The 22,813-nt window shown below is 36.0% G+C and carries 33 protein-coding genes and 2 pseudogenes; 31 read left to right on the top strand and 4 right to left on the bottom strand.

The window, feature by feature from the left end; all coding sequences use genetic code 11:
- Positions 1-98: 98 nt before the first annotated feature.
- Positions 99-2,283, bottom strand: a pseudogene (locus ACWYN3_RS17980) (glutamine synthetase III family protein).
- A gap of 432 nt (positions 2,284-2,715) precedes the next feature.
- On the opposite strand from ACWYN3_RS17980, the gene gloA2 reads away from it, so the two are divergent.
- The 5 genes and pseudogenes from gloA2 to fbp all read left to right on the top strand — a co-directional run bounded on the left by gloA2 (position 2,716) and on the right by fbp (position 5,379).
- Positions 2,716-3,102: an SMU1112c/YaeR family gloxylase I-like metalloprotein gene (gene gloA2, locus ACWYN3_RS17975; protein WP_456222362.1), complete on the top strand. Its 387-nt coding sequence runs from the start codon at positions 2,716-2,718 to the stop codon at positions 3,100-3,102.
- The gene (locus tag ACWYN3_RS17970) at positions 3,103-3,453 is read left to right on the top strand and encodes a methyltransferase (protein WP_456222361.1); all 351 of its coding nucleotides are present in this window, start codon (positions 3,103-3,105) and stop codon (positions 3,451-3,453) included.
- Between the two features lie 65 nt (positions 3,454-3,518).
- On the top strand, positions 3,519-3,809 hold the full coding sequence (locus ACWYN3_RS17965) for a hypothetical protein (protein WP_456222360.1): 291 nt from the start codon (positions 3,519-3,521) through the stop codon (positions 3,807-3,809).
- A 22-nt stretch (positions 3,810-3,831) separates the two neighbouring features.
- Positions 3,832-4,323 carry a metallophosphoesterase family protein gene (locus ACWYN3_RS17960; protein WP_456222359.1) on the top strand — a complete coding sequence of 164 codons (492 nt, stop codon included), beginning with the start codon at positions 3,832-3,834 and terminating at the stop codon, positions 4,321-4,323.
- Between the two features lie 23 nt (positions 4,324-4,346).
- Positions 4,347-5,379: pseudogene (gene fbp / locus ACWYN3_RS17955) on the top strand (class 1 fructose-bisphosphatase).
- Positions 5,380-5,457: 78 nt separating this feature from the next.
- Here the strand turns inward: fbp and rnhA are convergent.
- The gene (gene rnhA / locus ACWYN3_RS17950) at positions 5,458-5,931 is read right to left on the bottom strand and encodes a ribonuclease HI (RefSeq protein WP_456222358.1); all 474 of its coding nucleotides are present in this window, start codon (positions 5,929-5,931) and stop codon (positions 5,458-5,460) included.
- 1,076 nt (positions 5,932-7,007) lie between these two features.
- Here rnhA and ACWYN3_RS17945 point away from each other — a divergent pair.
- Positions 7,008-7,223: a hypothetical protein gene (locus tag ACWYN3_RS17945; RefSeq protein ID WP_456222357.1), complete on the top strand. Its 216-nt coding sequence runs from the start codon at positions 7,008-7,010 to the stop codon at positions 7,221-7,223.
- A gap of 1,010 nt (positions 7,224-8,233) precedes the next feature.
- Positions 8,234-8,485 carry a hypothetical protein gene (locus tag ACWYN3_RS17940; RefSeq protein ID WP_456222356.1) on the top strand — a complete coding sequence of 84 codons (252 nt, stop codon included), beginning with the start codon at positions 8,234-8,236 and terminating at the stop codon, positions 8,483-8,485.
- Positions 8,486-8,905: 420 nt separating this feature from the next.
- Here the strand turns inward: ACWYN3_RS17940 and ACWYN3_RS17935 are convergent, their stop codons facing one another.
- On the bottom strand, positions 8,906-9,310 hold the full coding sequence (locus tag ACWYN3_RS17935; protein WP_456222355.1) for a hypothetical protein: 405 nt from the start codon (positions 9,308-9,310) through the stop codon (positions 8,906-8,908).
- A 335-nt stretch (positions 9,311-9,645) separates the two neighbouring features.
- Between ACWYN3_RS17935 and ACWYN3_RS17930 the strand changes: the two genes are divergently transcribed.
- The 19 genes from ACWYN3_RS17930 (at position 9,646) to ACWYN3_RS17840 (ending at position 19,041) form a co-directional block, all read left to right on the top strand.
- Positions 9,646-9,831, top strand: a complete 186-nt coding sequence (locus ACWYN3_RS17930; protein WP_456222354.1) for a hypothetical protein — start codon at positions 9,646-9,648, stop codon at positions 9,829-9,831.
- A 151-nt stretch (positions 9,832-9,982) separates the two neighbouring features.
- Positions 9,983-10,324 (top strand): Thoeris anti-defense Tad2 family protein, encoded by a 342-nt coding sequence (locus tag ACWYN3_RS17925; protein WP_456222353.1) that lies wholly within the window; start codon positions 9,983-9,985, stop codon positions 10,322-10,324.
- Positions 10,325-10,452: 128 nt separating this feature from the next.
- A complete protein-coding gene (locus ACWYN3_RS17920; protein WP_456222352.1) occupies positions 10,453-10,758 on the top strand; it encodes a hypothetical protein in 306 nt (101 codons plus the stop codon).
- Positions 10,759-11,140: 382 nt separating this feature from the next.
- On the top strand, positions 11,141-12,016 hold the full coding sequence (locus ACWYN3_RS17915; RefSeq protein ID WP_456222351.1) for a hypothetical protein: 876 nt from the start codon (positions 11,141-11,143) through the stop codon (positions 12,014-12,016).
- Between the two features lie 32 nt (positions 12,017-12,048).
- Positions 12,049-12,798: a hypothetical protein gene (locus tag ACWYN3_RS17910; protein ID WP_456222350.1), complete on the top strand. Its 750-nt coding sequence runs from the start codon at positions 12,049-12,051 to the stop codon at positions 12,796-12,798.
- Positions 12,761-14,098: a hypothetical protein gene (locus ACWYN3_RS17905; RefSeq protein WP_456222349.1), complete on the top strand. Its 1,338-nt coding sequence runs from the start codon at positions 12,761-12,763 to the stop codon at positions 14,096-14,098. The genes ACWYN3_RS17910 and ACWYN3_RS17905 overlap by 38 nt, the downstream gene beginning before the upstream one ends.
- 40 nt (positions 14,099-14,138) lie before the next feature.
- Positions 14,139-14,354 carry a hypothetical protein gene (locus ACWYN3_RS17900; protein WP_456222348.1) on the top strand — a complete coding sequence of 72 codons (216 nt, stop codon included), beginning with the start codon at positions 14,139-14,141 and terminating at the stop codon, positions 14,352-14,354.
- 3 nt (positions 14,355-14,357) lie between these two features.
- Positions 14,358-14,537, top strand: a complete 180-nt coding sequence (locus ACWYN3_RS17895) for a hypothetical protein (protein WP_456222347.1) — start codon at positions 14,358-14,360, stop codon at positions 14,535-14,537.
- A 63-nt stretch (positions 14,538-14,600) separates the two neighbouring features.
- Positions 14,601-14,762, top strand: a complete 162-nt coding sequence (locus ACWYN3_RS17890; RefSeq protein ID WP_456222346.1) for a hypothetical protein — start codon at positions 14,601-14,603, stop codon at positions 14,760-14,762.
- Positions 14,762-15,058, top strand: a complete 297-nt coding sequence (locus ACWYN3_RS17885) for a hypothetical protein (protein WP_456222345.1) — start codon at positions 14,762-14,764, stop codon at positions 15,056-15,058. Before ACWYN3_RS17890 ends, ACWYN3_RS17885 begins: the two co-directional genes overlap by 1 nt.
- The gene (locus tag ACWYN3_RS17880) at positions 15,051-15,272 is read left to right on the top strand and encodes a hypothetical protein (protein ID WP_456222344.1); all 222 of its coding nucleotides are present in this window, start codon (positions 15,051-15,053) and stop codon (positions 15,270-15,272) included. Before ACWYN3_RS17885 ends, ACWYN3_RS17880 begins: the two co-directional genes overlap by 8 nt.
- A gap of 386 nt (positions 15,273-15,658) precedes the next feature.
- Entirely contained in the window at positions 15,659-16,042 is a 384-nt protein-coding gene (locus tag ACWYN3_RS17875) for a hypothetical protein (RefSeq protein ID WP_456222343.1), read from the top strand.
- Between the two features lie 10 nt (positions 16,043-16,052).
- Positions 16,053-16,379: a hypothetical protein gene (locus ACWYN3_RS17870; protein WP_456222342.1), complete on the top strand. Its 327-nt coding sequence runs from the start codon at positions 16,053-16,055 to the stop codon at positions 16,377-16,379.
- Positions 16,372-16,644: a hypothetical protein gene (locus ACWYN3_RS17865; protein ID WP_456222341.1), complete on the top strand. Its 273-nt coding sequence runs from the start codon at positions 16,372-16,374 to the stop codon at positions 16,642-16,644. Before ACWYN3_RS17870 ends, ACWYN3_RS17865 begins: the two co-directional genes overlap by 8 nt.
- A 15-nt stretch (positions 16,645-16,659) precedes the next feature.
- Positions 16,660-17,046, top strand: coding sequence for a hypothetical protein (locus ACWYN3_RS17860; protein ID WP_456222340.1), 387 nt, complete (start codon positions 16,660-16,662; stop codon positions 17,044-17,046).
- A complete protein-coding gene (locus ACWYN3_RS17855; RefSeq protein WP_456222339.1) occupies positions 17,043-17,261 on the top strand; it encodes a hypothetical protein in 219 nt (72 codons plus the stop codon). The genes ACWYN3_RS17860 and ACWYN3_RS17855 overlap by 4 nt, the downstream gene beginning before the upstream one ends.
- Before the next feature lie 268 nt (positions 17,262-17,529).
- A complete protein-coding gene (locus tag ACWYN3_RS17850) occupies positions 17,530-17,817 on the top strand; it encodes a hypothetical protein (RefSeq protein ID WP_456222338.1) in 288 nt (95 codons plus the stop codon).
- A 424-nt stretch (positions 17,818-18,241) separates the two neighbouring features.
- A complete protein-coding gene (locus ACWYN3_RS17845) occupies positions 18,242-18,481 on the top strand; it encodes a hypothetical protein (RefSeq protein WP_456222337.1) in 240 nt (79 codons plus the stop codon).
- On the top strand, positions 18,478-19,041 hold the full coding sequence (locus tag ACWYN3_RS17840) for a hypothetical protein (protein WP_456222336.1): 564 nt from the start codon (positions 18,478-18,480) through the stop codon (positions 19,039-19,041). The genes ACWYN3_RS17845 and ACWYN3_RS17840 overlap by 4 nt, the downstream gene beginning before the upstream one ends.
- A gap of 414 nt (positions 19,042-19,455) precedes the next feature.
- Here the strand turns inward: ACWYN3_RS17840 and ACWYN3_RS17835 are convergent, their stop codons facing one another.
- Entirely contained in the window at positions 19,456-19,689 is a 234-nt protein-coding gene (locus ACWYN3_RS17835) for a DUF6965 family protein (RefSeq protein WP_456222335.1), read from the bottom strand.
- Between the two features lie 565 nt (positions 19,690-20,254).
- Here ACWYN3_RS17835 and ACWYN3_RS17830 point away from each other — a divergent pair.
- The 5 genes from ACWYN3_RS17830 to ACWYN3_RS17810 all read left to right on the top strand — a co-directional run bounded on the left by ACWYN3_RS17830 (position 20,255) and on the right by ACWYN3_RS17810 (position 22,812).
- Positions 20,255-20,776 (top strand): hypothetical protein, encoded by a 522-nt coding sequence (locus tag ACWYN3_RS17830; RefSeq protein ID WP_456222334.1) that lies wholly within the window; start codon positions 20,255-20,257, stop codon positions 20,774-20,776.
- 286 nt (positions 20,777-21,062) lie between these two features.
- Positions 21,063-21,362, top strand: coding sequence for a hypothetical protein (locus ACWYN3_RS17825; protein WP_456222333.1), 300 nt, complete (start codon positions 21,063-21,065; stop codon positions 21,360-21,362).
- A gap of 321 nt (positions 21,363-21,683) precedes the next feature.
- Positions 21,684-22,028 carry a hypothetical protein gene (locus tag ACWYN3_RS17820; RefSeq protein ID WP_456222332.1) on the top strand — a complete coding sequence of 115 codons (345 nt, stop codon included), beginning with the start codon at positions 21,684-21,686 and terminating at the stop codon, positions 22,026-22,028.
- Positions 21,995-22,495 carry a S49 family peptidase gene (locus ACWYN3_RS17815; RefSeq protein WP_456222331.1) on the top strand — a complete coding sequence of 167 codons (501 nt, stop codon included), beginning with the start codon at positions 21,995-21,997 and terminating at the stop codon, positions 22,493-22,495. The genes ACWYN3_RS17820 and ACWYN3_RS17815 overlap by 34 nt, the downstream gene beginning before the upstream one ends.
- Positions 22,495-22,812, top strand: coding sequence for a hypothetical protein (locus ACWYN3_RS17810; protein WP_456222330.1), 318 nt, complete (start codon positions 22,495-22,497; stop codon positions 22,810-22,812). The genes ACWYN3_RS17815 and ACWYN3_RS17810 overlap by 1 nt, the downstream gene beginning before the upstream one ends.
- Position 22,813 lies beyond the last annotated feature (1 nt).

Raw genomic sequence — 22,813 nt, 5'->3', positions numbered from 1 at the left:
GCAAAGATAGAGAAACGTCTGAATGTAGACGATTCAAACAAAAAAAAATAACCTCTGCACTTAAAGCACAGAGGTTATTTCAATAAATTAATGGAATTCTATTTTAAAAATAACAATTCTCTGAATTTTGGTAATGGCCAAACGCTGTCATCTACAATCTGCTCTAATTTGTCAACATTATAACGGATAGTATCAAAATAAGATTTAACTTTCTCATCATAAGCGATAGCTTTATCTCTTGAATCTTCAATGGTATTAGCTACTTTACGTGCTTCTAACATTGCATCAATTGAAGTTTTTACGATAGATAAGTGATCAGATAACTTGTTGATAATATTTAATGGAGTAACTAATGCTTCTTTAGGTAAACCTAGTTCTTTGATACTTTTTGCGTTCTCCAGTAAAGTGTTTTGATAAGCGATACAAGCAGGAATAATCAGTGTATCCGCTACTTCACCCATAACCCTGGCTTCAATCTGTAGTTTTTTGTAATAGCTTTCTAAAAGGATATCATGACGAGCATGTAATTCACGTTTAGTAAAGATATTAGCTCTCTCAAATAATTCAGTTGATTTTTCAGAAATATAAGCGTCTAAAGCTAATGGTGTAGTTTTAATGTTAGCTAAACCACGTCTTGCTGCTTCATCTTCCCACTCCTGGCTATAACCATTTCCTTCGAAACGGATATCTTTTGATTCTTTGATATATTTTTTGATAATTGTTAAAAGAGCGATGTCTTTTTTCTCTCCTTTTTTGATCAGTTTATCAACTTCAACTTTAAACTTAACCAGTTGATCTGCCATGATTGAATTCAGCACAGTCATCGGTGCTGATGAGTTTGCTGAAGAACCTACAGCACGTAATTCAAATTTATTACCTGTAAAGGCGAAAGGTGAAGTACGGTTACGGTCAGTATTATCTAATAGAATTTGTGGGATTTTAGGAATACCTAACCACAATGCATTATCTTCTTTGATTTTTTTGCTGATGCGGGAGTGCTCGATTTCATCTAACACTTCGTTTAACTGCTGACCCAGGAAGATAGAAATGATTGCCGGTGGTGCTTCGTTAGCGCCTAAACGGTGATCATTACTTACTGAAGCAATACTTGCTCTTAATAAATCTGCATGTTCGTGTACTGCTTTAATTGTATTTACAAAGAAAGCAAGGAACATCAGGTTGTTTTTAGGTGTTTTCCCTGGAGCTAATAAGTTTTTACCAGTATTTGTAATTAAAGACCAGTTATTATGTTTACCTGAACCGTTGATACCTGCATATGGTTTCTCATGTAATAACACTTTGAAATTATGACGGCGTGCAACTTTTTCCATCAGATCCATCAATAATTGATTGTGATCGATCGCAAGGTTAATTTCTTCGTATAGTGGCGCACATTCAAATTGTAATGGTGCAACCTCGTTGTGACGTGTTTTTAAAGGGATACCTAATTTAAAGGCTTCATTCTCGAAATCTACCATGAAAGTGAATACACGCTCAGGGATTGATCCGAAATAATGATCATCTAATTGTTGTCCTTTAGCAGACATATGACCGAATAAAGTACGGCCGGTTAAAGCTAAATCAGGACGTGCATTAAATAAGGCCAGGTCAACCAGGAAATATTCCTGCTCGATACCTAAAGAGGCTGTTACTTTGTCAATTCCTTTATCGAAATACTGACAAACGTCAACTGCTGCTTTGTCTAATGCGTTTAATGCTTTTAATAAAGGAGCTTTATAATCTAATGCTTCACCAGTATAAGCTACAAATACAGTTGGAATACATAATGTTTTCCCTGCTTTACTTTCCATAATGAAAGCCGGAGAAGAAGGATCCCATGCGGTATAACCTCTGGCTTCAAAAGTATTTCTGATACCACCATTAGGGAAACTTGACGCATCTGGTTCTTGTTGTTACTAATGCACTCCCTGCAAATTTTTCTACCGGACCATCAATCGTAGGTTCGAAAAAAGAGTCATGTTTTTCAGCTGTAGAGCCTGTTAATGGTTGAAACCAGTGGGTATAGTGAGTAACTCCTTTAGACATTGCCCAATGTTTCATCGCTGTAGCGATCTGATTGGCATCATCCTGATTAATTAATTCACCCTGATCAATAGCTGAGATTAGTTTTTCGTAGACTTCTTTTGATAAGAAATCTTTCATTTTCTTTTTATCGAACACGTTTGAGCCAAAAAACTCAGAAATTTTGGCTGATGGAGCCTTAACTTCTGGTGAAACTCTGGTTTGTGCTTCTTTTAATGCGTTTGTCCTTAAGCTTTTCATTAGTTTCTTTAAAATTTGATCAAAAATATAATTTTTATAATTATTATTATTGAATAATTGTGTGTAAAAAATCAAATATCAATATGTTAATTGGTGTTTTTCTGGTTGTTTTTATTCTCTTTATGGAGCTTTTATCACTTTAATCCCTCTTTTAAAGGTTTAAGGCCATTTTTTTTGTTTATGCTTTTTGTTTAATTATTGAATCTTATTTTTGGAATTTAATCATTTTTATCATCATATAGGTGAACATTATCATGAAATTAGGTTAAATATCTTATTAAAACCTAAAATCTGCCTATAGTTTTACTGATAAAATGGGTTGTTCATAAATTATCAGCTGAATTTTAAACGGTTTTATCATAAATGAGCGTGATATAAAAATGGTTATTGTTTTTTTTTACCTTTGAGCGGCATTAAAATACAAAACACCCTATGTTAAAAAGAATTCACCATGTTGCGATTATTTGCACAGATTATATAGTAAGTAAAAATTTCTATGTTAATATATTAGGGTTAGAGGTTGTTCAGGAGGTGTATAGAGCCGAACGGGAGTCTTATAAGCTGGATTTGTCGGTAAACGGCCATTACCAGATCGAATTATTTTCTTTTGAAAATCCTCCTGAAAGGCCATCCAGGCCGGAAGCTGCTGCTGGTTTAAGACATTTGGCTTTTGAGGTTGATGATGTTGCTGCTGTAGCTGCAGAGCTGAATGCGAAGGGGGTAAAAACGGAAGATTTGAGAATTGATGAATATACTGGAAAGCAATTTACCTTTTTCTCTGATCCTGATGGTTTACCTCTGGAAATATATCAGTACTAGATGGGGAGTATATTTAAGTTTAAACAGTTTGAGGTAGATCAGAATGGTTGTGCGATGAAAATAAATACTGATGGTGTTATTTTAGGTGCCATCGTAAATCATCCATCGCCTGTAAATATTCTGGATATTGGCACCGGAACAGGGGTGATAGCTCTGATGCTGGCACAGCGTTTCAATATGGCTAATGTAAATGCTGTAGAAATTGACGAGTCTGCTGCAAGATCAGCTTCAAAGAATTGTTTGAATTCTCCGTTTTCCGATAGGACTATGGTGGATCACTCGTCTTTTGAAGACTTTAATTCAGATTTGAAATATGAGATGATGATTTTTCCAATCCTCCTTATTTTGTAAATGATTTAAAGAATCCGGAAAAAAGAAAAGAGATTGCCAGGCATGCTGATGAAGATTTTTTTGATATGTTATTGAAAAAGACTGCCAGTATGTTGACTAAAGATGGCTTGCTCTGGCTTATTCTTCCGGTAAAACAAGCTGAGCAGGTTGTTGTTAATGCGGTACTTCAAAAGCTTTTTCCATCAAAGATTATTCATGTTTATTCCGATCATACTAAAGCTCCTTTCAGGCAGATTATTTGTTTAGGTTTTGATGATCAGCCACCTTTGCAGGAACATCTATATATATATGAGGGCCAGAATTTATACACGGATCAGTATAAATATCTGCTTAGCGATTTTTTACTGGCATTTTAAATAAAATTTAAACGAAGTCTAAATGAAGAAGATTGGATTAATTTCAGATACACATGGTTATTTGGATGATGCTGTGTTTAAGCATTTTGACGACTGTGATGAGGTTTGGCATGCAGGTGATTTTGGACCTGATGTTGCGGAAAAATTAAAAGCGTTCAAACCACTCAAAGGAGTGTACGGAAATATTGATGATAAAGAGATTAGAACGGAGTTCCCAGAGCATCTGCGTTTTAACTGTGAAAATGTTGATATATGGATGACGCATATTGGTGGATATCCAGGGAAATATGCTTCAAATATAAAGGGTGAAATTTACACTAACCCCCCGAAGTTATTTATTACTGGTCACTCACATATTCTAAAAGTGATGTTTGACCCCAAAATCGGTTGTTTGCATATAAACCCGGGTGCAGCAGGTAAATCTGGCTGGCATAAAGTTAAAACTTTAATTCGTTTTTGTATTTCGGAAGAAAAAATCCATACCTTAGAGGCCATAGAAATAGGTAATAGGTAACGTATAAAGTACACTAAGTATATATGTCGGGTATAAAAACATTAGGACAGTTTATTATTGAGAAACAGGCTGATTTCTCTTACGCAAAAGGAGAGCTTTCAAGATTATTATTGAGAGATATTGGAATCGCCGCAAAAATTGTTAACCGGGAGGTAAATAAAGCAGGATTAGTAGATATCCTGGGAGATGCCGGAACTGTAAACATTCAGGGAGAGGGGCAGAAAAAACTGGATGTTTTTGCGAATACACAATTCATATCTGCTTTAACAAGTGGTGGGGAGTGCTGTATCGTTGCTACAGAGGAAGAAGATGACTTTGTCCCTATTGATTCTCCGGTATCTAAAAATGCAAAATACATAGTATGTATTGATCCTTTAGATGGCTCTTCAAACATTGATGTTAATGTGGCTGTAGGAACTATCTTTTCTATTTATCGCAGAAAATCTGTGGAAGGTATGGCTACGCTGGCAGATGTACTTCAAAAAGGTACTGAGCAGGTAGCGGCCGGTTATGTGATTTATGGTTCTTCGACTATGTTGGTTTATACTACTGGTAAAGGAGTAAATGGTTTTACTTTAGATCCGTCTATTGGTGAGTTTTGTTTATCTCATCCAAATGAAGGTTCCTAAGGATGGTAGTATTTACTCGATCAATGAAGGGAATTATGTTCATTTCCCTGAAGGTGTAAAGAAATATATTAAATATGCGCAGGTGCATGATGAGGCTTCTAACAGACCTTATACTTCAAGGTATATTGGTTCTATGGTTGCTGATATTCACCGTAACCTGATTAAAGGTGGTATTTATATCTATCCGACTACGGCTAGTTCTCCAAATGGAAAATTGAGGTTATTATATGAATGTAATCCAATGGCATTTATTGTAGAGCAGGCTGGTGGTACGGCTTCTGATGGTTTCAGACGTATTTTAGAAATCGAGCCGGTTGAGTTGCATCAAAGATCTTCTATTTTTATCGGTTCAGAAAAGATGGTAAAGATGGCAGAAGAGATGATGGTGACTTATGCTGTGCCGGAAGCTGAAACTAAAATTGCTTAGATTTTAATTCATATATCATATAAAAGCGGGATGAACTTAGTTTATCCCGCTTTGTTGTTTTATAATGCTTTGTTATTTTTATAATAAGGTAGCTCTGTTTTTTTCTGCTTCAAATTCGACATCGATCTGTTGTGCGGCTCTGTCTTTGGAGGCAGCTACAGCGAGTACATCACATCTTTCGTTTTCAGGATGATCATTGTGTCCTTTGATCCAGATGAATTTGATGTCATGTAATTTGTGTACGGCTAAGTAGCGAATCCACAGGTCTTTGTTTTTTTTATCTTTGAATCCTTTTTTGACCCAGCCAAATACCCATTTCTTTTCTACCGAATCTACTACGTATTTGGAATCTGAGTAAATGGTAACCTGTGCTCCTGGTTTTTTGATGGTTTGCAGGCCTTCAATAACAGCAAGAAGTTCCATCCTGTTGTTGGTGGTCATACGGAAACCTCCGCTTAATTCTTTGTAATGACTACCTGATCTTAATATTACTCCGTAACCTCCTGGACCTGGGTTACCGCTCGCTGCGCCGTCAGTGTAAATCTCAATCATTAGCTGTTTTAAATTTAATATTATTTTTATTTTACTATAAATGTGGTTATAGTAAGGAAGGCTAAATTACGAAACAAAATGGAAATGGGGCAAAGGGTGCACTGTTCGTGTATTAGAAGCGTAGTTTTGTGTTAAATCTAAATTGTATGTAAACAAAAAAAGCAGTCTCGAAAGACTGCTTTTACTGATTTTATAATGGGGTGGAATATGGGGTTGAGGTATGCCCATATTTACTTCTGTAAACCTCTTTCTCGCTGCCATGGTTAATGCAATTTAAGTCTGCTTTATATTTTGAAATATGTTGATGTGTCCCTATTGTGTCCCTCAAATTGGATGAGCAAAAATTTTAAACGTGATAATAGCCAGTATTTTAGATCGTTTTGATAAGCTAATTATAAGTTTTTTTTAATTATTAACTTATGTTTGTTTTGTCAATTTCTCTGTAATTATTGTTTATAGGCACTTTTAGGTTGACCGAGCTCTAGAATTCTACTACTCTCATCAGGTTTGCCTAATAGGGTATCATAGTCTTTCTGGAGCCTATCCTTCTGCGTCTGAACCCGGTTTATGTTTTTTTTAAAGCGTGTAGTATCAGTCTGTGTGGTTTTCTTGCCGGCTTTTTAAATTCAATTATGGTCTTTTTATTAATCCCAATTCATTATCAATAGTGAAAATTACTGATGGTGATTGTCGTTAGTAACAGCTAGTAATTCTTTTAAATAAAGAAAGTAAGCTGCTTCTTTCGTAAGTTAATTAATTTGTAGCCTATCTCCGTTAATGCGAGGACTGCAAAGTTAACTTTTGCTTTTACAACTGTAGTGAGTTCTTCCAGATTCTTTATGGAATGAATGTTTTATTGCGGTTCTCTGTTTTCTTCCGGTTGATTTAGTTGGTGTTGGCGTTCAGGAAAAGAGGCTGTGTATTGTTCAAATTGCAGGTGTTCTTTTTTGAGTTAATATGAACAATATGAATGATTTATGTGTGTGTGTGTGCTCGTAAATTAGTAGTTAACCGATTGAAAGGCGTAACCCGAAAAGCCTTTAATGAGTAGGGAATTCACTTTAATAATTAATAGGATGAAAAAATTAGAATTATGTAATCTGGGTGTTGAACAACTGGATACAATGAGTATGGCTCAAATTGAAGGTGGGCTTTTGGGTATTAACATCAATGAAAATTTCACTCTTATCGATTTTAAGTTGGTAATTCCAACTCTGACAGGACAAGCATTAACGATAAGACTTTTTGTGCCGATAGTGTTCGGAATCAGTTTGTCCCCATTATTTCCATAGAATTCTCGAATGTGGAGTTACTAAAAAATCTATAATGAGTTGATGGAGTTCTACTTGTTCTGCATTTTGATTTTAACTAAAGAAAGCAGCCTTGTAGGGCTGCTTTCGATGTTTTACTGCTTTTAAACAATGGGGTGGAATATGGGGTTGAGGTATGCCCATATTTACTTCTGTAAACCTCTTTCTCGCTGCCATGGTTAATGCAATTTAAGTCTGTTTTATATTTTGAAATATGTTGATGTGTCCCTATTGTGTCCCTCAAATTGGATGAGCAAAAATTTTAAACGTGATAATAGCCAGTATTTTAGATCGTTTTGATAAGCTAATTATAAGTTTTTTTTTTTAATTATTAACTTATGTTTGTTTTGTCAATTTCTCTGTAATTATTGTTTATAGGCACTTTTAGGTTGACCGAGCTCTAGAATTCTACTACTCTCATCAGGTTTGCCTAATAGGGTATCATAGTCTTTCTGGAGCCTATCCTTCTGCGTCTGAACCCGGTTTATGTTTTTTTTAAAGCGTGTAGTATCAGTCTGTGTGGTTTTCTTGCCGGCTTTTTAAATTCAATTATGGTCTTTTTATTAATCCCAATTCATTATCAATAGTGAAAATTACTGATGGTGATTGTCGTTAGTAACAGCTAGTAATTCTTTTAAATAAAGAAAGTAAGCTGCTTCTTTCGTAAGTTAATTAATTTGTAGCCTATCTCCGTTAATGCGAGGACTGCAAAGTTAACTTTTGCTTTTACAACTGTAGTGAGTTCTTCCAGATTCTTTATGGAATGAATGTTTTATTGCGGTTCTCTGTTTTCTTCCGGTTGATTTAGTTGGTGTTGGCGTTCAGGAAAAGAGGCTGTGTATTGTTCAAATTGCAGGTGTTCTTTTTTGAGTTAATATGAACAATATGAATGATTTATGTGTGTGTGTGTGCTCGTAAATTAGTTAACCGATTGAAAGGCGTAACCCGAAAAGCCTTTAATGAGTAGGGAATTCACTTTAATAATTAATAGGATGAAAAAATTAGAATTATGTAATCTGGGTGTTGAACAACTGGATACAATGAGTATGGCTCAAATTGAAGGTGGGCTTTTGGGTATTAACATCAATGAAAATTTCACTCTTATCGATTTTAAGTTGGTAATTCCAACTCTGACAGGACAAGCATTAACGATAAGACTTTTTGTGCCGATAGTGTTCGGAATCAGTTTGTGTCCCCATTATTCCATAGAATTCTCGAATGTGGAGTTACTAAAAAATCTATAATGAGTTGATGGAGTTCTACTTGTTCTGCATTTTGATTTTAACTAAAGAAAGCAGCCTTGTAGGGCTGCTTTCGATGTTTTACTGCTTTTAAACAATGGGGTGGAATATGGGGTTGAAACTTACCCATATTTTCCTCATTTCTTTCTGTTAAAACAGCCATTATCTCAGTAATTAATGTGTTTACCATATGCATAGTTTGTTAAATGTGTCCCTATTGTGTCCCTCGAAATGAACACTCTCTTAACTTAAAACGTTATCTATCTACGCTTTAAATTATTATTAATAGCAATTTAGTCCGACTTTATTTTCATAGTGATTAATTTATTTAATTTTATTTGGTTTAATGCGCTATATTTCTTGTTTAGAAGCACTTTTAAGCGGTACGGGCTTTAGATTTACCTTTGCTATTGTCATCGTTACCTAATAGTGCGTCATAGTCTCTCTGAAGCCTCTCTTTTCCATTAAAAGATTGCTGATTGTTTCCTGCAATATTGTCTTATCAACCTGAAGGCTTTTTTTGTCGTCTTTTAATTCGGCTATTGTTTCTTTTAAATTCTTTACTAATTCTGAATCGGATACGATTTCTTCTAATGGAATTGAAGTATTTAAAGGCTCATCCTCATCCCAGAGTTTTGCTATGTCTGCATGTTGAGCTTTAATGTTTTTTATAAATTTTCCGGGGATCGGAACTTTCCCATTAAGCACCTGAGAAAAGCTCGATGCAGACTTGTATCCCAATAATTTGCCTACTTCTTCTTTATTCTTAGCTAACTCTAAAGAAATAAGCATTTGTGTTGCAATTTTAATCCTCTGTAAATCAGTCATTTGTAATTTATGATATAAAAAAAAAAACTTATATTTTGCTTGCACAAAAATATAAAGAACTTTATATTTGTTCAACGAATTAATAAAACGAATATAAACTATTTATTAAAGTAATGAAAGTATCACACCACAATTATTAGCAGAGATATACAGTAATCTAGAGCATGGCGAAATTCAAGGAATTGCTACGCAGGTTGGATTATTAAGATCAAAAGTCAATCGTGAGCTGACTACAATGAAAGATGATTATCCAGATGAAATCATTAAGGCAGCTATCGGTCGAATTGAGGCAAGGGGTATAAAGCTTTTAAATAAAGTAAAAGAAGCTTAAGCAGATGATGCGTATTGTCCATGTTTCTTCTTCGGAACCTGTAGTAAAAAGTACTGCAAAGGAGGAAAGATATGAACGACGTCTGCTGATGATGAAAAATCAAAAAATTGAAGACGTGAAAAAGGCCGAAGAAATTTTGATTGACAGATTAAAAAGTGTACGACTCAGGTTGATTAATCATAAAAAATAAAAATTCAGTTCTTAACAACAAAAAATAATCCAATGATAGTAGCAAACCCTAAGTATAGACCTCTAAAAATAAAGGCTAAGGTATCAATTATACTATTCGTCTTAATTATTCTATCAGTGCTCATTTATGCACTAATTAAATGTATTCATTTATGATAGGCACATTAATTATTGAAAAAGTAACATTTGATGTTGCTTATCAAGCTGCAAAAGAAGGTAAAATTATTGCAAGGGAATACTGGAATGGTAGCGACAAATTTGTCTTTATGCGTCCAGAGGATCAGCTCCCATACGGGGTTTTACTTAATATTTTTTCAATTCCGGATTCCGTAAAAAATTGGTTCATTAAAAAAGCTGAAACAGTGCCATATGAGGAGTTCTGTCTGTTCAAATTCAGTGCTTACCTGTGTATGAAAGACGCCGATAATAACATTGAGAATGGCTGGTATCCTTCCCCAGTGGATGTGCTTGCTGAGGATTGGTTTATTATTTAACAATTGAAAATGTGTTTTATGATCATTGCAGATATTATACCTCAAAATGAAAATCTATTTTTCGTCAGGCTGTCTGATCCGAATGAAGATTTTGGTAACAAGCCATATTTTATTGTCCAGTCCAGAGTATGCAAGAGGCCAAACGCAGGATGTATTTCCGAAACAGGATGTATATCACTGAGAAGTTGATATCCTGGTTAAAGCAGCGCAAGCATGCTAATCCGAGTTTAGAAGTGGAAATCAATCAGATTATTTACTGGATGACGGGGATGGAAAACAGAGGATTAACATATATCTGCGATTTCATTAAAAACAAGCGTTCCAATTTCGAAAAGGTAGCTCCGGTAGCGAGCAGTAAATGCTTTAAATATTATACTGAAGCTATCATTCCCATTCTTGATTTCTGCACTAATTGGGATAAAAACTCTGATTAATTCAAAAATATTCAACGGTAGCAGTTTATGAAGGTTAGGCTATCCCGGTCACCGTTGCTGGGAAAAAAAGGGTACTTCCTCCCTATTCAATTGAAGTGAGTTCTTCACACAACACACCAAAACTCCTGGCTCAGGTCAGGAGTTTAAATTCAGAATTATGATACGAATTGGAAAAAACAAAACAAAAGACCGACCGGTCATCTATGCCACTATGGATTTTTCTGCTAAAAGGGTTGGTCATCTTCATTATTGCCATTGCTTTAGTTCTGGTGCTAAGAAAGTTTTCAGATCAGGCATACAAAAATGCCAGAAAATCTGAGTCTATGATTAAGATATCGTATCAATAAATAAAAAAAAAAAATAACGCCAACAACTATAAATAATGCGTATAGAAGCACAAGACATACTTACAGCAACCGATGGGGGACTAAATATTTTAACGTTGTTATACCCACACATCAGTGAATATGTAGGTACTTCAAAGAAATTTAAACTAAGGAGTGATGATAAAACACCATCGGCAAACCTGATTAAAAAAGAAGATGGTAATTGGATCCTAACAGATTTCGGTGGTATTAAAGGAACACGTGCGTCATGGAATGGAATCCAATGGTACTCACATGAAAACGGTATTAGCTGGGTAGAGGCATTGAATGAACTGGCACTTTACTTCGGGATCACTGGAGCCGAGATTGCCCAGGTAACCTTAAAAGCTGAATTCAGTAAAAGAGCAGCTACTCCCGAAGAAAATGAAGGCTTTGGGACTTTTGAACTAAAGACATCATTCACCGATTTTGAGATAGAAAGTATTTTCAGTAAAAATGTACTCAAGGAATTGGGTTGGTCTGGCGGGGAAGAAAAAAAGAAAGAAGCTTATAACAGCATAGCTTCAACCTGTAAGCGGTATAATTTTTTTTCGGTAAAACATTATACCTGGATAAAAAATAGGGAGACACTGATTTATTCTGCTACAGATAAATATCCTATGTTCTTAATCGATGAGGGTAATTTTAAAAAGCTATACCAGCCATTTCACCATGATAAGGGACGCAGGTTCATGTACATCGGTGGTGCTGAAAAGCCAAAGGACTTCATTCATGGTCTGGCTCAGGCAGAAAAGGAATTTGCAGTAAGGTTGAAAAATTCCACTGATGGGGATGCGAACTATGATCAAATGGATGAGGAAGAGAAAGCTGAATCAGAAAATTATCGAAGCTTAGTGAATTTATCCTGTGTTCTGGAGGATCGGATGCTTTAAATGCTGCAGTTCTTGGATACTGGGTTGGGTGGATGAATTCTGAAACCGCAAAGCTGCAACCCTGGCATTATGCAGCTATTGCAAAAATCACAGACGATATTTATCAGTTGCAGGATATTGATGATACTGGCAAAGCATCTGCACATGAGATTGCCATGCAATACCTGGATATCAGGACTGTTGATTTACCGGAGGAGTTAAAAGGAAAAATGGACAGGCGTTATAATCCCTGTAAGGATTTAAGAGATTATTTTAACCACTATAGTTATTACGCATTTAAAGAGCTGCTAAAAAATTCATGGCCATACCGGTTTTGGGAAATGGAGCCAATTTATGAAGGACGTGGTGCCGAGAGGAGCCGTGTTGGATCTAAGTATGTTTTTGATGATGTCCAGGCTTATAACTTTCTTTCAAAAAATGGTTTTTTTAGGTTACTCGTAGAAGGGGAAAAACAGGAATATATCTATGTGCAGCTGGATGGTAATATTGTCCGTGAGACTAAACCCAATAAGGTAAAAAACTTCATTCACGAATTCCTGAAGAATAGACAGTTTCAAAAGGAATTGAGAAATACAATTTATCGTACAACCAGGTTAAGTGAGGCTTCGTTATCGAATCTTCCGGAAACAGAACTTGATTTCACAGACCACGATGATAAAAAACAACTACTTTTTTTTAACAATGGATGCCTGGAGGTTTCTGGCACCGGACTAAAACACCATACTGCTGGGGCACTTAAAAATTATGTTTGGGAAAAAAAATGTGATGGATCATACAATTAAGATCCTGGATAAACCTTTTACCATTACTAAAGATGATCAGGGGGAATACCATATTGATATTCATAATCAAAAGTGCTTATTTTTTCAATTACTGATCCAGACAAGCCGGGTTCATTGGAAAACAGAACTGGAAGACTCTTTGCTGACTGTTTCCGAGCAGCAAGATGCTGAAGCTGAAGCTTATAGAAAGGAACATCACGTGGATATTGCCGGTCCAAATTTAAGTAAACCTGAAAAACAAGAGCAGGTTCAGCACTTGATCAATAAGATCTTTGCGATCGGTCATCTACTTCACCGGCACAAGGATCCGTCCAGAAACATGTCAGTTGTGGGAATGGATAACAAGATCAATGATGATGGAGGGTCTCATGGTGGGTCTGGAAAGTCTATTATTTTGGAAGTGGCCATGCAAAAGATATGGAAAAACACTTTCACAATTCCTGGTACCAGTCCAAAGGTTACCGAAAACCCACACATTTTTGGAGGATTGACAAAACATCATCAATATGTGTATATGGATGATATGGATAAGTATATGAAGTTTCGCTTCTTCTATCCATTGATTACTTCTGATCAGCCAGTGAATCCTAAAAATGCACAAGGTTATACAATTCCTTACAAAGAAGTGCCAAAAGTTGCCTTTACGACCAATTTCACCCTTTTAGATCAGAGCCCCTCAACCCGTAGAAGAGTTTTGTATCTCGTTTGTGGTGACTATTACCATGTGAAGGGTGAATTCTCTGAATATAAGGAGCACAGGGAGCCAAAGAGTGATTTAGGTAAAGCGTTATTCAGTGAATTCGACCGAAGTGAGTGGAATCTCTTTTATAATACGATGGCCAGATGCCTGGAGTTTTATTTGAGTACAAACGATGTCATACACCCACCAATGGATAACGTGTCCAAACGTAACCTTCAAACTACAATGGGTCTCAACTTTGAAGCATGGGCGTCCGTATACTTCAGTGAGGGTAGCTCTAATATTGACAGACTACTGGCCAAAGAAGAAGCATTTGAAGAATTCAATAAGAAAAATAAAAGCTTGAACTGGACAACGCAGAAGTTTACCTCTGCCGTAAAAGCATTCTGCCATTATCATGGTTATGAACTTAATCCTTTGGAATTAAGGAACACTAAGGATGGCCGGATCATACACCGTGTGGAAGAACGTGAACTGAGAAAAGATGGTTGGATTCTAACAGGGAAAATGAAGTCCTCTGAGTTTATGTACATCCAATCAGATCCTGCACACCCATTAAACGGAGAAGTACCTGGTAAAGAAAAAAGCACCCCCCTATAATCTGGTTTAAACCATGTAAAAAGTGTAATACCGTAACGAAATGGAAAAAAAATACTTAAATGAATACACCTGGTACTATGATGAAGATGGAAGGATCTGGATGGTACTGGCGGTACTCCTGAAGGATCCTTTAAACCAAAAGGTTTGGTTAATAGAAGCAGGGATCAATGAGGCTAAAGAACACGCTTTTAGTCGGGTAGCTAATTTGATCCTGGAGGGAAAATTAAAACCATATGTAAAACCTAAACTAAATTAAGTTATGTCAAATCTTGAAAAGAAAATAGAATCCATAATGGATTATGTCACCCAGCTGGTTAGTGACCTGGACGATGATCAGTTGTGGGAGACTTATAAAATGCTAGCCTACCGTTGCCAGTCTAAAGTTGATGATCTGGAAGATGCCCAGGACGAAAAGGCAGCAGAAGATATTTCTGAATAAACACAAAAGCCCTGGTTAGTGGCCAGGGCTGATGCAATTATATAACGTAAACAAAAATCAAAAATGAACAAAATTTCTCAAAAGCAGATCAATGATGCTGCAAGCGCCCATGCGAAAAAAGTATTGGGTGAACAATTCAAGTCAAATCCTGATGCTAAAAAGTCAATTCAGGATGATTTTAAAGCCGGTGTAAAATTTATTGTAAAACTTCAAAAACAAGCCTAATGGAAGAATTTAAAGGTACTCCTGGCCCTTGGAGGGTGATAGAAGACGAACAAGCTGACGTTATCAGGATTGTTGAAAAGCATGATTACAATCCTGGATTTTACACAGAAATATGTGAGATAAGTCAGGGTATTGACGAGGCTCACCTAATCGCAGCTGCTCCTGATCTGCTGGAGGTCTTGAATGAATGTGTAGAACTTATGAAAGTACAGGAATTCAAAGCTTGGCTACAAGTCATAGCTAAAGCTGAGGCTGCGATAAATAATGCTTTAGGAATGGAGGTGTCGAATGGGTAAAATTTATTATAAACCAATAACCATTACTACGGTATGTGTAAATGGTTCGGAGAGATTTGGAGCTACTGCATCGACATACTTCTCAATGGACCGCAATAAGAAGTTCTGGGAAGTTAATATGAGTGGTAAGACAAAAAAAAAAGATGCAGAAGAAAAACTGATGACATTTTTAACCAGTAATGGGAAAGATCAAATTGAGGAGGTACAATCATGATGTATTTATAGCACTATAAAGGGTGTAATAACCCAAAAAACAAACTTGAAACTGAGGTTTATGAATACCTACAAAGCTTTGATAGATTTCCCTTTGATCAATCGGAGATGGAAAATTTACAGTTGTTAATGTTAGATGTAATTAGATTTCTGAATCATAGTTATAAAAGATGCATTCCGGTAAAATTAAAATTCTGTGAGAGAAAAATTCTAAAGGTGATATCAGCTTATTTATTGGCTTGGGAGATACCTCTCCATTCAATGCTACTTTTTTAAAAATAAAGGATAATGAGCTAGGTGAAAATTAGCAGCATAACTTTTAATTACGGGAAAGCGTAAAACACAGTGATCATCATCAATGAATTTTGCAACGAAAAAAGTCATAAAATGGAATTAAAAATCTTGGGAATAAATAAGGATGGGTCTGAATCATTGATATTAATATCTGATGATAAATTTGGATACAATATAAAGTGTGTAGATGGTAGTGGTACATTGTATTTCAATAACATAAAAAAAATAGAGTGGTCTAATCAGGGGAAAAAAGTAGTAGTAGTCCCTTTCGAATTTCCACAGGATGCATTTAATAAGGATACATTTAACCTTACAAGATTTGCAGAAGTAGATATCTCCAAAGCAGAAAAGACTGCTGCTGATGTTTTCACCAATATATATCACTCCGAGGATGAGATGATCAGGTTTAAAAAAAAACACATAATCAACAAAGATCCAATGCTGATCAATAAGTATTGTTTAAATCATAAATCTTAAACAAACAACAATGAAAACACTACAGGAATGCAAAGAGCAGGAAGCTAAGTCTGCCGGGTATGATAGCTGGAAGGATTTTAGAGAAAATAGATCTATAACCGACATCACCTTACTGAATATCTCAGAAATATATGCTGATCAGTTCAAACCAAGATGGATACCGGTATCAGAAATGCTTCCGGAAAATAGATCATTTGTGATGGTATCGAATCATACCGGAGAGCATGTCGCTGAATTTAAACATAATTGTTTCTTTCTAGGGCTAGAAAAAATGAACAGTGTTACGCATTGGCAGGGATACACCAAAACTAAAGAGATGGAGGTGACAAATGAATAAGTTTACATTCCATCATAAAAATGGTGAATCGGCAAAAATAGTAATGACAGTAAGTGATCAGCTATTAAGCCAATTTAAAGAACTAATGGATATCGAATTGGAATTGTTCCAAGGAACCAATGAATACTTAGGCAACTGTATGAACTATTGCGTTATCGAAGTGTCTGGTTATAAGAGAGAAATGTTTGAAGACTTCATCCGGATGCTTATTAAGCACCCGGCTATGAAAGTTGAAGTGTGTGGGTTGCCAATTAATAATAATTAAAGGAGAAACAAGACAATGAAAACTAAAGAAGAAAGAGTGATCATCGTTAACCTGATCATAAAAGAAATTTCATCCCGTAGCCGTAGATTCTTTCATAACGATGGCAATATCGCTGAATTGTTTATTCGCAATGGAAAGATCTTCTACAAGCATGAGAAGGTATGGTATGGGGCGATTGAATCCTGTTTGTCTGTATCTGGTAGGCCAAAAGACTGGCAGCATGGGGGCACACTTCTAGCACTTGTGAGAGACTTTTGTGATTATATCAAAGGTGATGATGATGCAAATCACAATAACGGATATGGTGGACTTTATTGTCCTTATTGGGGGTATCCTGCTGAGGATATGAAAGCCATTCAGAAAAAAGCAACTGAATTAGGGTATTTAAAAGAAAAGGAATGAAAATAAAAATTAATAAATGCACAAATCCGCGTGCCTGGTACTTACAAGCTGTAGGTAAAGAGATGGAGATAATAACATTTACTGAAGACGGTGAAGCATTGATTTCTCCAGAAGTAGTAAAATCCATTGATGGTGAAGATGATGTGCGTTCTGGTTTAATTGAGTTTGGGGATTTTACAATTGTCCAGGAAGATAATAGAACTATAACTACCTAAACAATAGATCATGAAAAATAAGATATTTAACCATGAGGTATGGTACAGCTGCACTGGTTGTGGTAAAGAGTTCGATGCCAGGGCATGGCCAACATGCCCCTCGTGTAATCAAAAAATATATTTTACCACTTACGGAAACCCGTAAAAAATATGGTTTTATAATCCTCAATTTTATTATAACAAACATGATCAAAAACAGATTTTGCCCGCCCTGAGATACAGGCGGGCATTTCTGGTGTCAGTCTCTTAGGGCGGGACAATCATAAGTATGATATTAAAAGTTCTTGGTAGGGCGCGTTTAGGTAAGAAATCATTCTCGCTTATTTCAGTGGATCAATTTGGTTACAATATAGAATGCAAGGATGGAGGAGGAATTGTAAAATTCAACAACGTTGGTACAATTAAATGGTTAAGCTCAGGACATGTTGTATATATTATTCCTGAGATAATCAAAAATCGAAGTAATTACGATTTTACTAGATATGATAAAATTATTATCACGAAGGCCAAAAAGGTGGAAGATGAAAGTTTCGTTTCCTTGTTGGGGCCACATTAGAACATGTTTAATGTAATTTTAGTAAACCTGGTATATTTTGATTGCAGCTTAGTTTGTTATATAGGGTTCCGAGGCTAAAAAAATGCAGTTCGATTAAAATTTATTATAATTCCTTACATTTAACTAATAAAAACGAGAAAAGATGCTTCAGTCAGTCAGAAAATAAGAGGAAAATATACAAATCGGATAAGATATTGAGACCATTATTTATCGTCGGTCTTGCCATAATCTTCTTTACTTATTACCTAACCAAAGATAGAATTCTGGGTATATGCTTAACAGTATTACTGATTACATCCTTATTTCTTGTTTCAATTTGTCGTGACTATAAAGAGAAAAAGATAAAAGATGCTAGAACTGGAATAATAGTCCTAATTGTGTTTTATCTATTAATTCTGCTTTTAATAAAATTAAGCACTAAATTATGAAAACATGGCATATCAAGTCGTACAACATCATGTTGTCAGCAAACGGAGCAAATACCAATTCACTCCAATTCAATGGGATATGGATAAAATTTATCGAAGAAGGCCGGACAATAAGTGTTCAGGTACACCAATGCCGTTTCATTGATACCGTTACTGCAGAAGGTGGCCAAGGGCGTATACGTGAAGGGGAGATTATTAGAACAGATAAAAAAAAACTGAGTCTTTTGGTAAATTGATGGTTTCTAACCCACAGTCAAAGCACGAGCATATGATGAATTTAGGGCGTGTACAAAGCCTTTTTCCTCATGCCGTTAGTAACTTCAATAATCTAATTTATAACATCCGATCTTATAATAAAGCTCATTTTGGAGAGCGCAAAAATTATTATGATTCCAGAAAGAAATCTGGGAGAAAGTTTTTAGATTCCTCTTTTGCACTTGGATCCACCGGTCCCTTATTAGGTGGAACTCTTGGTTCTGCATTTTCTTTACTTAGATACTCTGCTTATGCCGGGCTTGGGTTTGACACAGCAAATTTGGGTACTGAAGTTTCTTTTAGCAACCTATATGAGAATCTTGTTAAAGAATCTGCTAAGTACCCCGGAATAATAGTTGACTTCGACAAAGAGGACGATAGCTTACGCGATAGTACTGGTCACATCATTCGTGCTTTCAGCCAGAATATTGTCTCCAAACATAATGAAGTTATTCCTGATGAGAACATATTACAGGGCATGATTCATTGCGTTACTGGATATGTTGATGGATATATAAAACGAGCTAAAAGCCAAATGTGAAAGTATTAGGCGGTGCAGATTCAATCTGAAAATATTTTTCAATTCACACCAATGAAGGCTCAGAGATTAATAACTCTGGGCTTTATTTTTTTATAGTATGCTGATATTGATAGGTAATTATCTTAAGTCGTTCCGCGAAATGATAATCTAAGTTTCCTTCTCTCAAATAGCTTAACCATTCAGGTACATAAAAGACGTTCATTGCTCTGTATTCGTCATATGGCCAATCTTTACATATGCTAAAAATAACGCCCAAAAAACGGACGTAAGCTGTACCTATACCAGCATCACAATAGGTTACTTGGTTAAAGAAACTTAAAAGCCTGTTTTTAAGTTGTTCCCTTAACATAACATATTCTTCATGCGGTATGTGCAGACAATCCTTTATTTCCGGGCGATCCTTAATACAATAGCTTAATGGATCATTGATGTAATGTAATCCCCTGGATTAAAATTATCAATAGCGTTTTTTAATTCTCCCAGGTGAAGCATATTGATTTTTATTAATTCTGGATTCGTACTCGCTCTAATTGTACTGATTAATCCGTCAGCAGCACCTGCTACATTAGTGCATACACCATACCTTAAAATGAGCTTTTCTGGTAGTGTTTTAGAGTTGAAGAATATTTCAAATTCGGCAATTGTCATAAACAAAATTACTAATATATTTAGTAATTAAATGCGATATCCCTTTACTTTATCCTCCAAACATAACTTCTTTATCCATGAGGGCCAATCAGCTAGAACTGGGGTCTTCTCCCTTTCAATCCCTCGGTCATTATTTTATCGAAATTTTTGTAATACCTTAACAAGAATTAGGAATACCATATTTTACCCCCGTAAAATCAAGTAAATCAGAAACTTATACTATTACATAATTAATTTACTTTTTAGTAATAAAAAAAAAAAAGTTATTACAAAATATTTGTAATAGTTTTTCCGTTTCAAACTCTTCCAAAATTTGTTAAGATTTTCCCTTACGTTTGTGTTAGATGTAAAAAACTGATTTTCAATACATTATTACCTAATTACAAAGTTTCAAACATTTCGGCCAGTTTATCAAGGCCAGTTTTTGGGAGAAAAAAAAGCCCGGGCCTTCCCTTATGTTTTGCTAAAGAAATGATCATAATTACTAAGAAAATTACTATTTTTACATCAGCCCCTAATATCCTTCTTTAATTAAACTGCGCTTAAAAATTAATTAACGCGCAACATGTATACGCTCACTATTCCGGTTAGGCCATTCGTCAAAAAATTTATCCATTCAAAATATAAGTGTGTCATCTGGAAGTTTAGCAAAACCGACCGGATAGGCAAGTATTTTTATGCCCTGCTTCAAAAACAGCCACGTATCCCAGAGGCTTATACAGAGATGCAGGCAGCAATCACCATTGAGATCCCTATCTTTCATGCACACCGCAAAGGTGTGTACCTCAGTCAGGAGAATATCAATGATTTCAATGAGTTTATTTATGAAGAGCTGGTTGATGGTATTGTTTCCTATTATCAAAATATCCAATCCAAGCAAGGAATGAAGAAGTATGACAATATTCATATGAAAATACAGTCCAGGGGATCGGTGAAATTTAAGAAGATCCCTAATCCAAGCATTGTTCAATTCTTTGAACTAAAAGAGATTGTTTATGATCATTTATTAAAATTTGACATCAATGAGGATGATCTTCCCTTTGAAACTATCCGCAAAAATGTGTATCGGAAATTAAAGAAGACATAACTAATTGTTATTCAATGCTTTAAAATATTTTTGATGAAAGTGTCCCGTGAGGTTATCATTCAGGGTGGATTTTAGCTGTCCTTTATTACAACGCAAACCATACTCAATTTTGAACTATGGCTATTCCAAGGTTTAAAAACGAAAATATTGGCTCCCTCAGGCTGATCGAATATATTCCATTTTATGGGATTTTAACATTTGTGCCAGGTACGGAACGATTTCCGAAGCTGGCATCACCTTAAAAGACAGTTACCTCTGGCAATCTATTTATTGCAGTGAGGATACGATGGGACATCAGCAGGATCTGGTTAACTCTGATCAGGGCGAAAGTCTTACCCAACAGGTGCAAGGATTTATTCCAGGCGATGAAAGCGACATTGAACAGGGGATCCTTGATTTAAGTAGAAAACGTTTTTTGCTCCGGATCACCCTGACCAATGGTACCAGAAAAATAGTAGGCACCCCTACAGAGCCGCTACTGTATAAAACAAAATCCAACACCGCTGATACTGTTATCGGGAGACCAGGGACTCTACTCACTTTTTATGGTGATACGTTGACCAGGGCATTATTCTTAATGCCTTAGGGTGTCCTTTTGTGCGTTTTTTTTAGCTATAAACTTGTATCACTGATTACTGACAAGAGTAATACAAATTAAACTTATCCTAAGTGGCAAAAAACAAAAATGGTTTTAAGATAGTATCTGCTGCAATAGTAGTAGAGTTTTTGGGGAATTGACAGCGCCTACCTCCAGGGAAACTTTCCCCTGGTACAATCGATTTTAAACGGTACGCATGTCTTTGCTGATGATGAGCCAGATGATGATGTTATTATTGATCCTGATCTGGACCAGCAAGATGAGCCGGCCCCGGTATCAATTGATTCTTTTACTGGAAAAATTGCCGTGATGTCTGTAAATGGGCCAATCATGCATTATGGTGGTGCCTGTAGTTATGGTTCAAAAGATTATTCAGCCAGGCTACGCGCCTATGCAGATGATCCTTCTATTGCTGCCTGTATTATGGTTTCTGATAGTCCTGGTGGACAGGTAGAAGGAACGCAAACCTTCGCTGATGCTGTTGACTACTTTAAAAGTAAAAAGCCATTACTTGGCTTCGTGGATGATGGTATAGCAGCAAGTGCCATGTTCTGGATTCTTTCAGGAGCCTCAGAAATTTATTGTAGTCATCCTACTTGCCGTGTAGGGTCTATGGAGCTATGGCATCAATCATTGATGCCAGAAAAGCGATGAAAGATAATGGCATAAACCAAATCGTTGTTTATGCACCACAATCCACTGATAAGAATAAAGAATACCGTGATGCCTTAGATGGGGATACTACTGCCATAGAAGATAACCTGAAGTTCATTTGTGAGACTTTTATTTCCCGTGTAGGCAATAATAGAAAAGGAAAGTTAACCTCCCAGGAGTGGAACTCCGGAAATATGTTTTTTGCTGAACAGGCATTGACTATCGGTCTTATCGATGGGATATCTTCTTTTGAAGATGTCGTTAAACGTGCCAGCATACTTGCTACGCAAAACCAAAATCAAAATTCAACAACGTCACTAAATAATAATCAAAATAATATGGGAATTTTCGGATCTGACTTTCCGGTGCTAAATGCACTAAAGGAGCAATCAGCCGGTACCATTACTGCACAGCAGATTTCCGCTGTTAATGCAGAATTGGTATCGAAGGGAATAAAAACCTGGTGATGATCTCTACAGATCATGTAACCGAAGCAAATCTTACTGCTGATGTAGTAAGCAGTGTTTTAACTTTAGCCAATACCGCTTTAGGTGAGGGTAAAAAAGAAACTTTAGCTGATGCTGTAACAGCTTTAATCACTGCCCGTGATACAGAACACACCCGCGCTGAAGCATACGGAGCATTGCCTGGTGCATTACCTACCAATCCTGCTTCTAAAGGAGAACCTGAAGGTGGTGAAGCCTTGGATAATGACATGAGCGCTTTTTCAACGTCTGTCGATGCTGAACTTGATGAGTACAGAAAAAAAACAAATAAAAATTAAG

This window comes from Pedobacter sp. NJ-S-72 (assembly GCF_053890575.1).
The sequence above is the reverse complement of the archived record's forward strand: the minus strand, read 5'-3'. Positions and strand labels throughout refer to the sequence as shown.

Coding starts and splice junctions, on each gene's coding strand:
- ACWYN3_RS17815 (WP_456222331.1), top strand. CDS start 21,995: ATGGCATCAATCATTGATGCCAGAAAAGCGATGAAAGATAATGGCATA.
- ACWYN3_RS17860 (WP_456222340.1), top strand. CDS start 16,660: ATGAAAACTAAAGAAGAAAGAGTGATCATCGTTAACCTGATCATAAAA.
- ACWYN3_RS17835 (WP_456222335.1), bottom strand. CDS start 19,689: ATGACAATTGCCGAATTTGAAATATTCTTCAACTCTAAAACACTACCA.
- ACWYN3_RS17845 (WP_456222337.1), top strand. CDS start 18,242: ATGAAAACATGGCATATCAAGTCGTACAACATCATGTTGTCAGCAAAC.
- ACWYN3_RS17895 (WP_456222347.1), top strand. CDS start 14,358: ATGTCAAATCTTGAAAAGAAAATAGAATCCATAATGGATTATGTCACC.
- ACWYN3_RS17960 (WP_456222359.1), top strand. CDS start 3,832: ATGAAGAAGATTGGATTAATTTCAGATACACATGGTTATTTGGATGAT.
- ACWYN3_RS17970 (WP_456222361.1), top strand. CDS start 3,103: ATGGGGAGTATATTTAAGTTTAAACAGTTTGAGGTAGATCAGAATGGT.
- ACWYN3_RS17865 (WP_456222341.1), top strand. CDS start 16,372: ATGAATAAGTTTACATTCCATCATAAAAATGGTGAATCGGCAAAAATA.
- ACWYN3_RS17810 (WP_456222330.1), top strand. CDS start 22,495: ATGATCTCTACAGATCATGTAACCGAAGCAAATCTTACTGCTGATGTA.
- ACWYN3_RS17885 (WP_456222345.1), top strand. CDS start 14,762: ATGGAAGAATTTAAAGGTACTCCTGGCCCTTGGAGGGTGATAGAAGAC.
- ACWYN3_RS17900 (WP_456222348.1), top strand. CDS start 14,139: ATGGAAAAAAAATACTTAAATGAATACACCTGGTACTATGATGAAGAT.
- gloA2 (WP_456222362.1), top strand. CDS start 2,716: ATGTTAAAAAGAATTCACCATGTTGCGATTATTTGCACAGATTATATA.
- rnhA (WP_456222358.1), bottom strand. CDS start 5,931: ATGATTGAGATTTACACTGACGGCGCAGCGAGCGGTAACCCAGGTCCA.
- ACWYN3_RS17965 (WP_456222360.1), top strand. CDS start 3,519: ATGTTATTGAAAAAGACTGCCAGTATGTTGACTAAAGATGGCTTGCTC.
- ACWYN3_RS17855 (WP_456222339.1), top strand. CDS start 17,043: ATGAAAATAAAAATTAATAAATGCACAAATCCGCGTGCCTGGTACTTA.
- ACWYN3_RS17935 (WP_456222355.1), bottom strand. CDS start 9,310: ATGACTGATTTACAGAGGATTAAAATTGCAACACAAATGCTTATTTCT.
- ACWYN3_RS17875 (WP_456222343.1), top strand. CDS start 15,659: ATGGAATTAAAAATCTTGGGAATAAATAAGGATGGGTCTGAATCATTG.
- ACWYN3_RS17825 (WP_456222333.1), top strand. CDS start 21,063: ATGGGACATCAGCAGGATCTGGTTAACTCTGATCAGGGCGAAAGTCTT.
- ACWYN3_RS17850 (WP_456222338.1), top strand. CDS start 17,530: ATGATATTAAAAGTTCTTGGTAGGGCGCGTTTAGGTAAGAAATCATTC.
- ACWYN3_RS17820 (WP_456222332.1), top strand. CDS start 21,684: ATGTCTGTAAATGGGCCAATCATGCATTATGGTGGTGCCTGTAGTTAT.
- ACWYN3_RS17915 (WP_456222351.1), top strand. CDS start 11,141: ATGCGTATAGAAGCACAAGACATACTTACAGCAACCGATGGGGGACTA.
- ACWYN3_RS17945 (WP_456222357.1), top strand. CDS start 7,008: ATGAAAAAATTAGAATTATGTAATCTGGGTGTTGAACAACTGGATACA.
- ACWYN3_RS17910 (WP_456222350.1), top strand. CDS start 12,049: ATGAATTCTGAAACCGCAAAGCTGCAACCCTGGCATTATGCAGCTATT.
- ACWYN3_RS17920 (WP_456222352.1), top strand. CDS start 10,453: ATGCAAGAGGCCAAACGCAGGATGTATTTCCGAAACAGGATGTATATC.
- ACWYN3_RS17930 (WP_456222354.1), top strand. CDS start 9,646: ATGATGCGTATTGTCCATGTTTCTTCTTCGGAACCTGTAGTAAAAAGT.
- ACWYN3_RS17870 (WP_456222342.1), top strand. CDS start 16,053: ATGAAAACACTACAGGAATGCAAAGAGCAGGAAGCTAAGTCTGCCGGG.
- ACWYN3_RS17880 (WP_456222344.1), top strand. CDS start 15,051: ATGGGTAAAATTTATTATAAACCAATAACCATTACTACGGTATGTGTA.
- ACWYN3_RS17830 (WP_456222334.1), top strand. CDS start 20,255: ATGTATACGCTCACTATTCCGGTTAGGCCATTCGTCAAAAAATTTATC.
- ACWYN3_RS17905 (WP_456222349.1), top strand. CDS start 12,761: ATGTTTGGGAAAAAAAATGTGATGGATCATACAATTAAGATCCTGGAT.
- ACWYN3_RS17940 (WP_456222356.1), top strand. CDS start 8,234: ATGAAAAAATTAGAATTATGTAATCTGGGTGTTGAACAACTGGATACA.
- ACWYN3_RS17890 (WP_456222346.1), top strand. CDS start 14,601: ATGAACAAAATTTCTCAAAAGCAGATCAATGATGCTGCAAGCGCCCAT.
- ACWYN3_RS17925 (WP_456222353.1), top strand. CDS start 9,983: ATGATAGGCACATTAATTATTGAAAAAGTAACATTTGATGTTGCTTAT.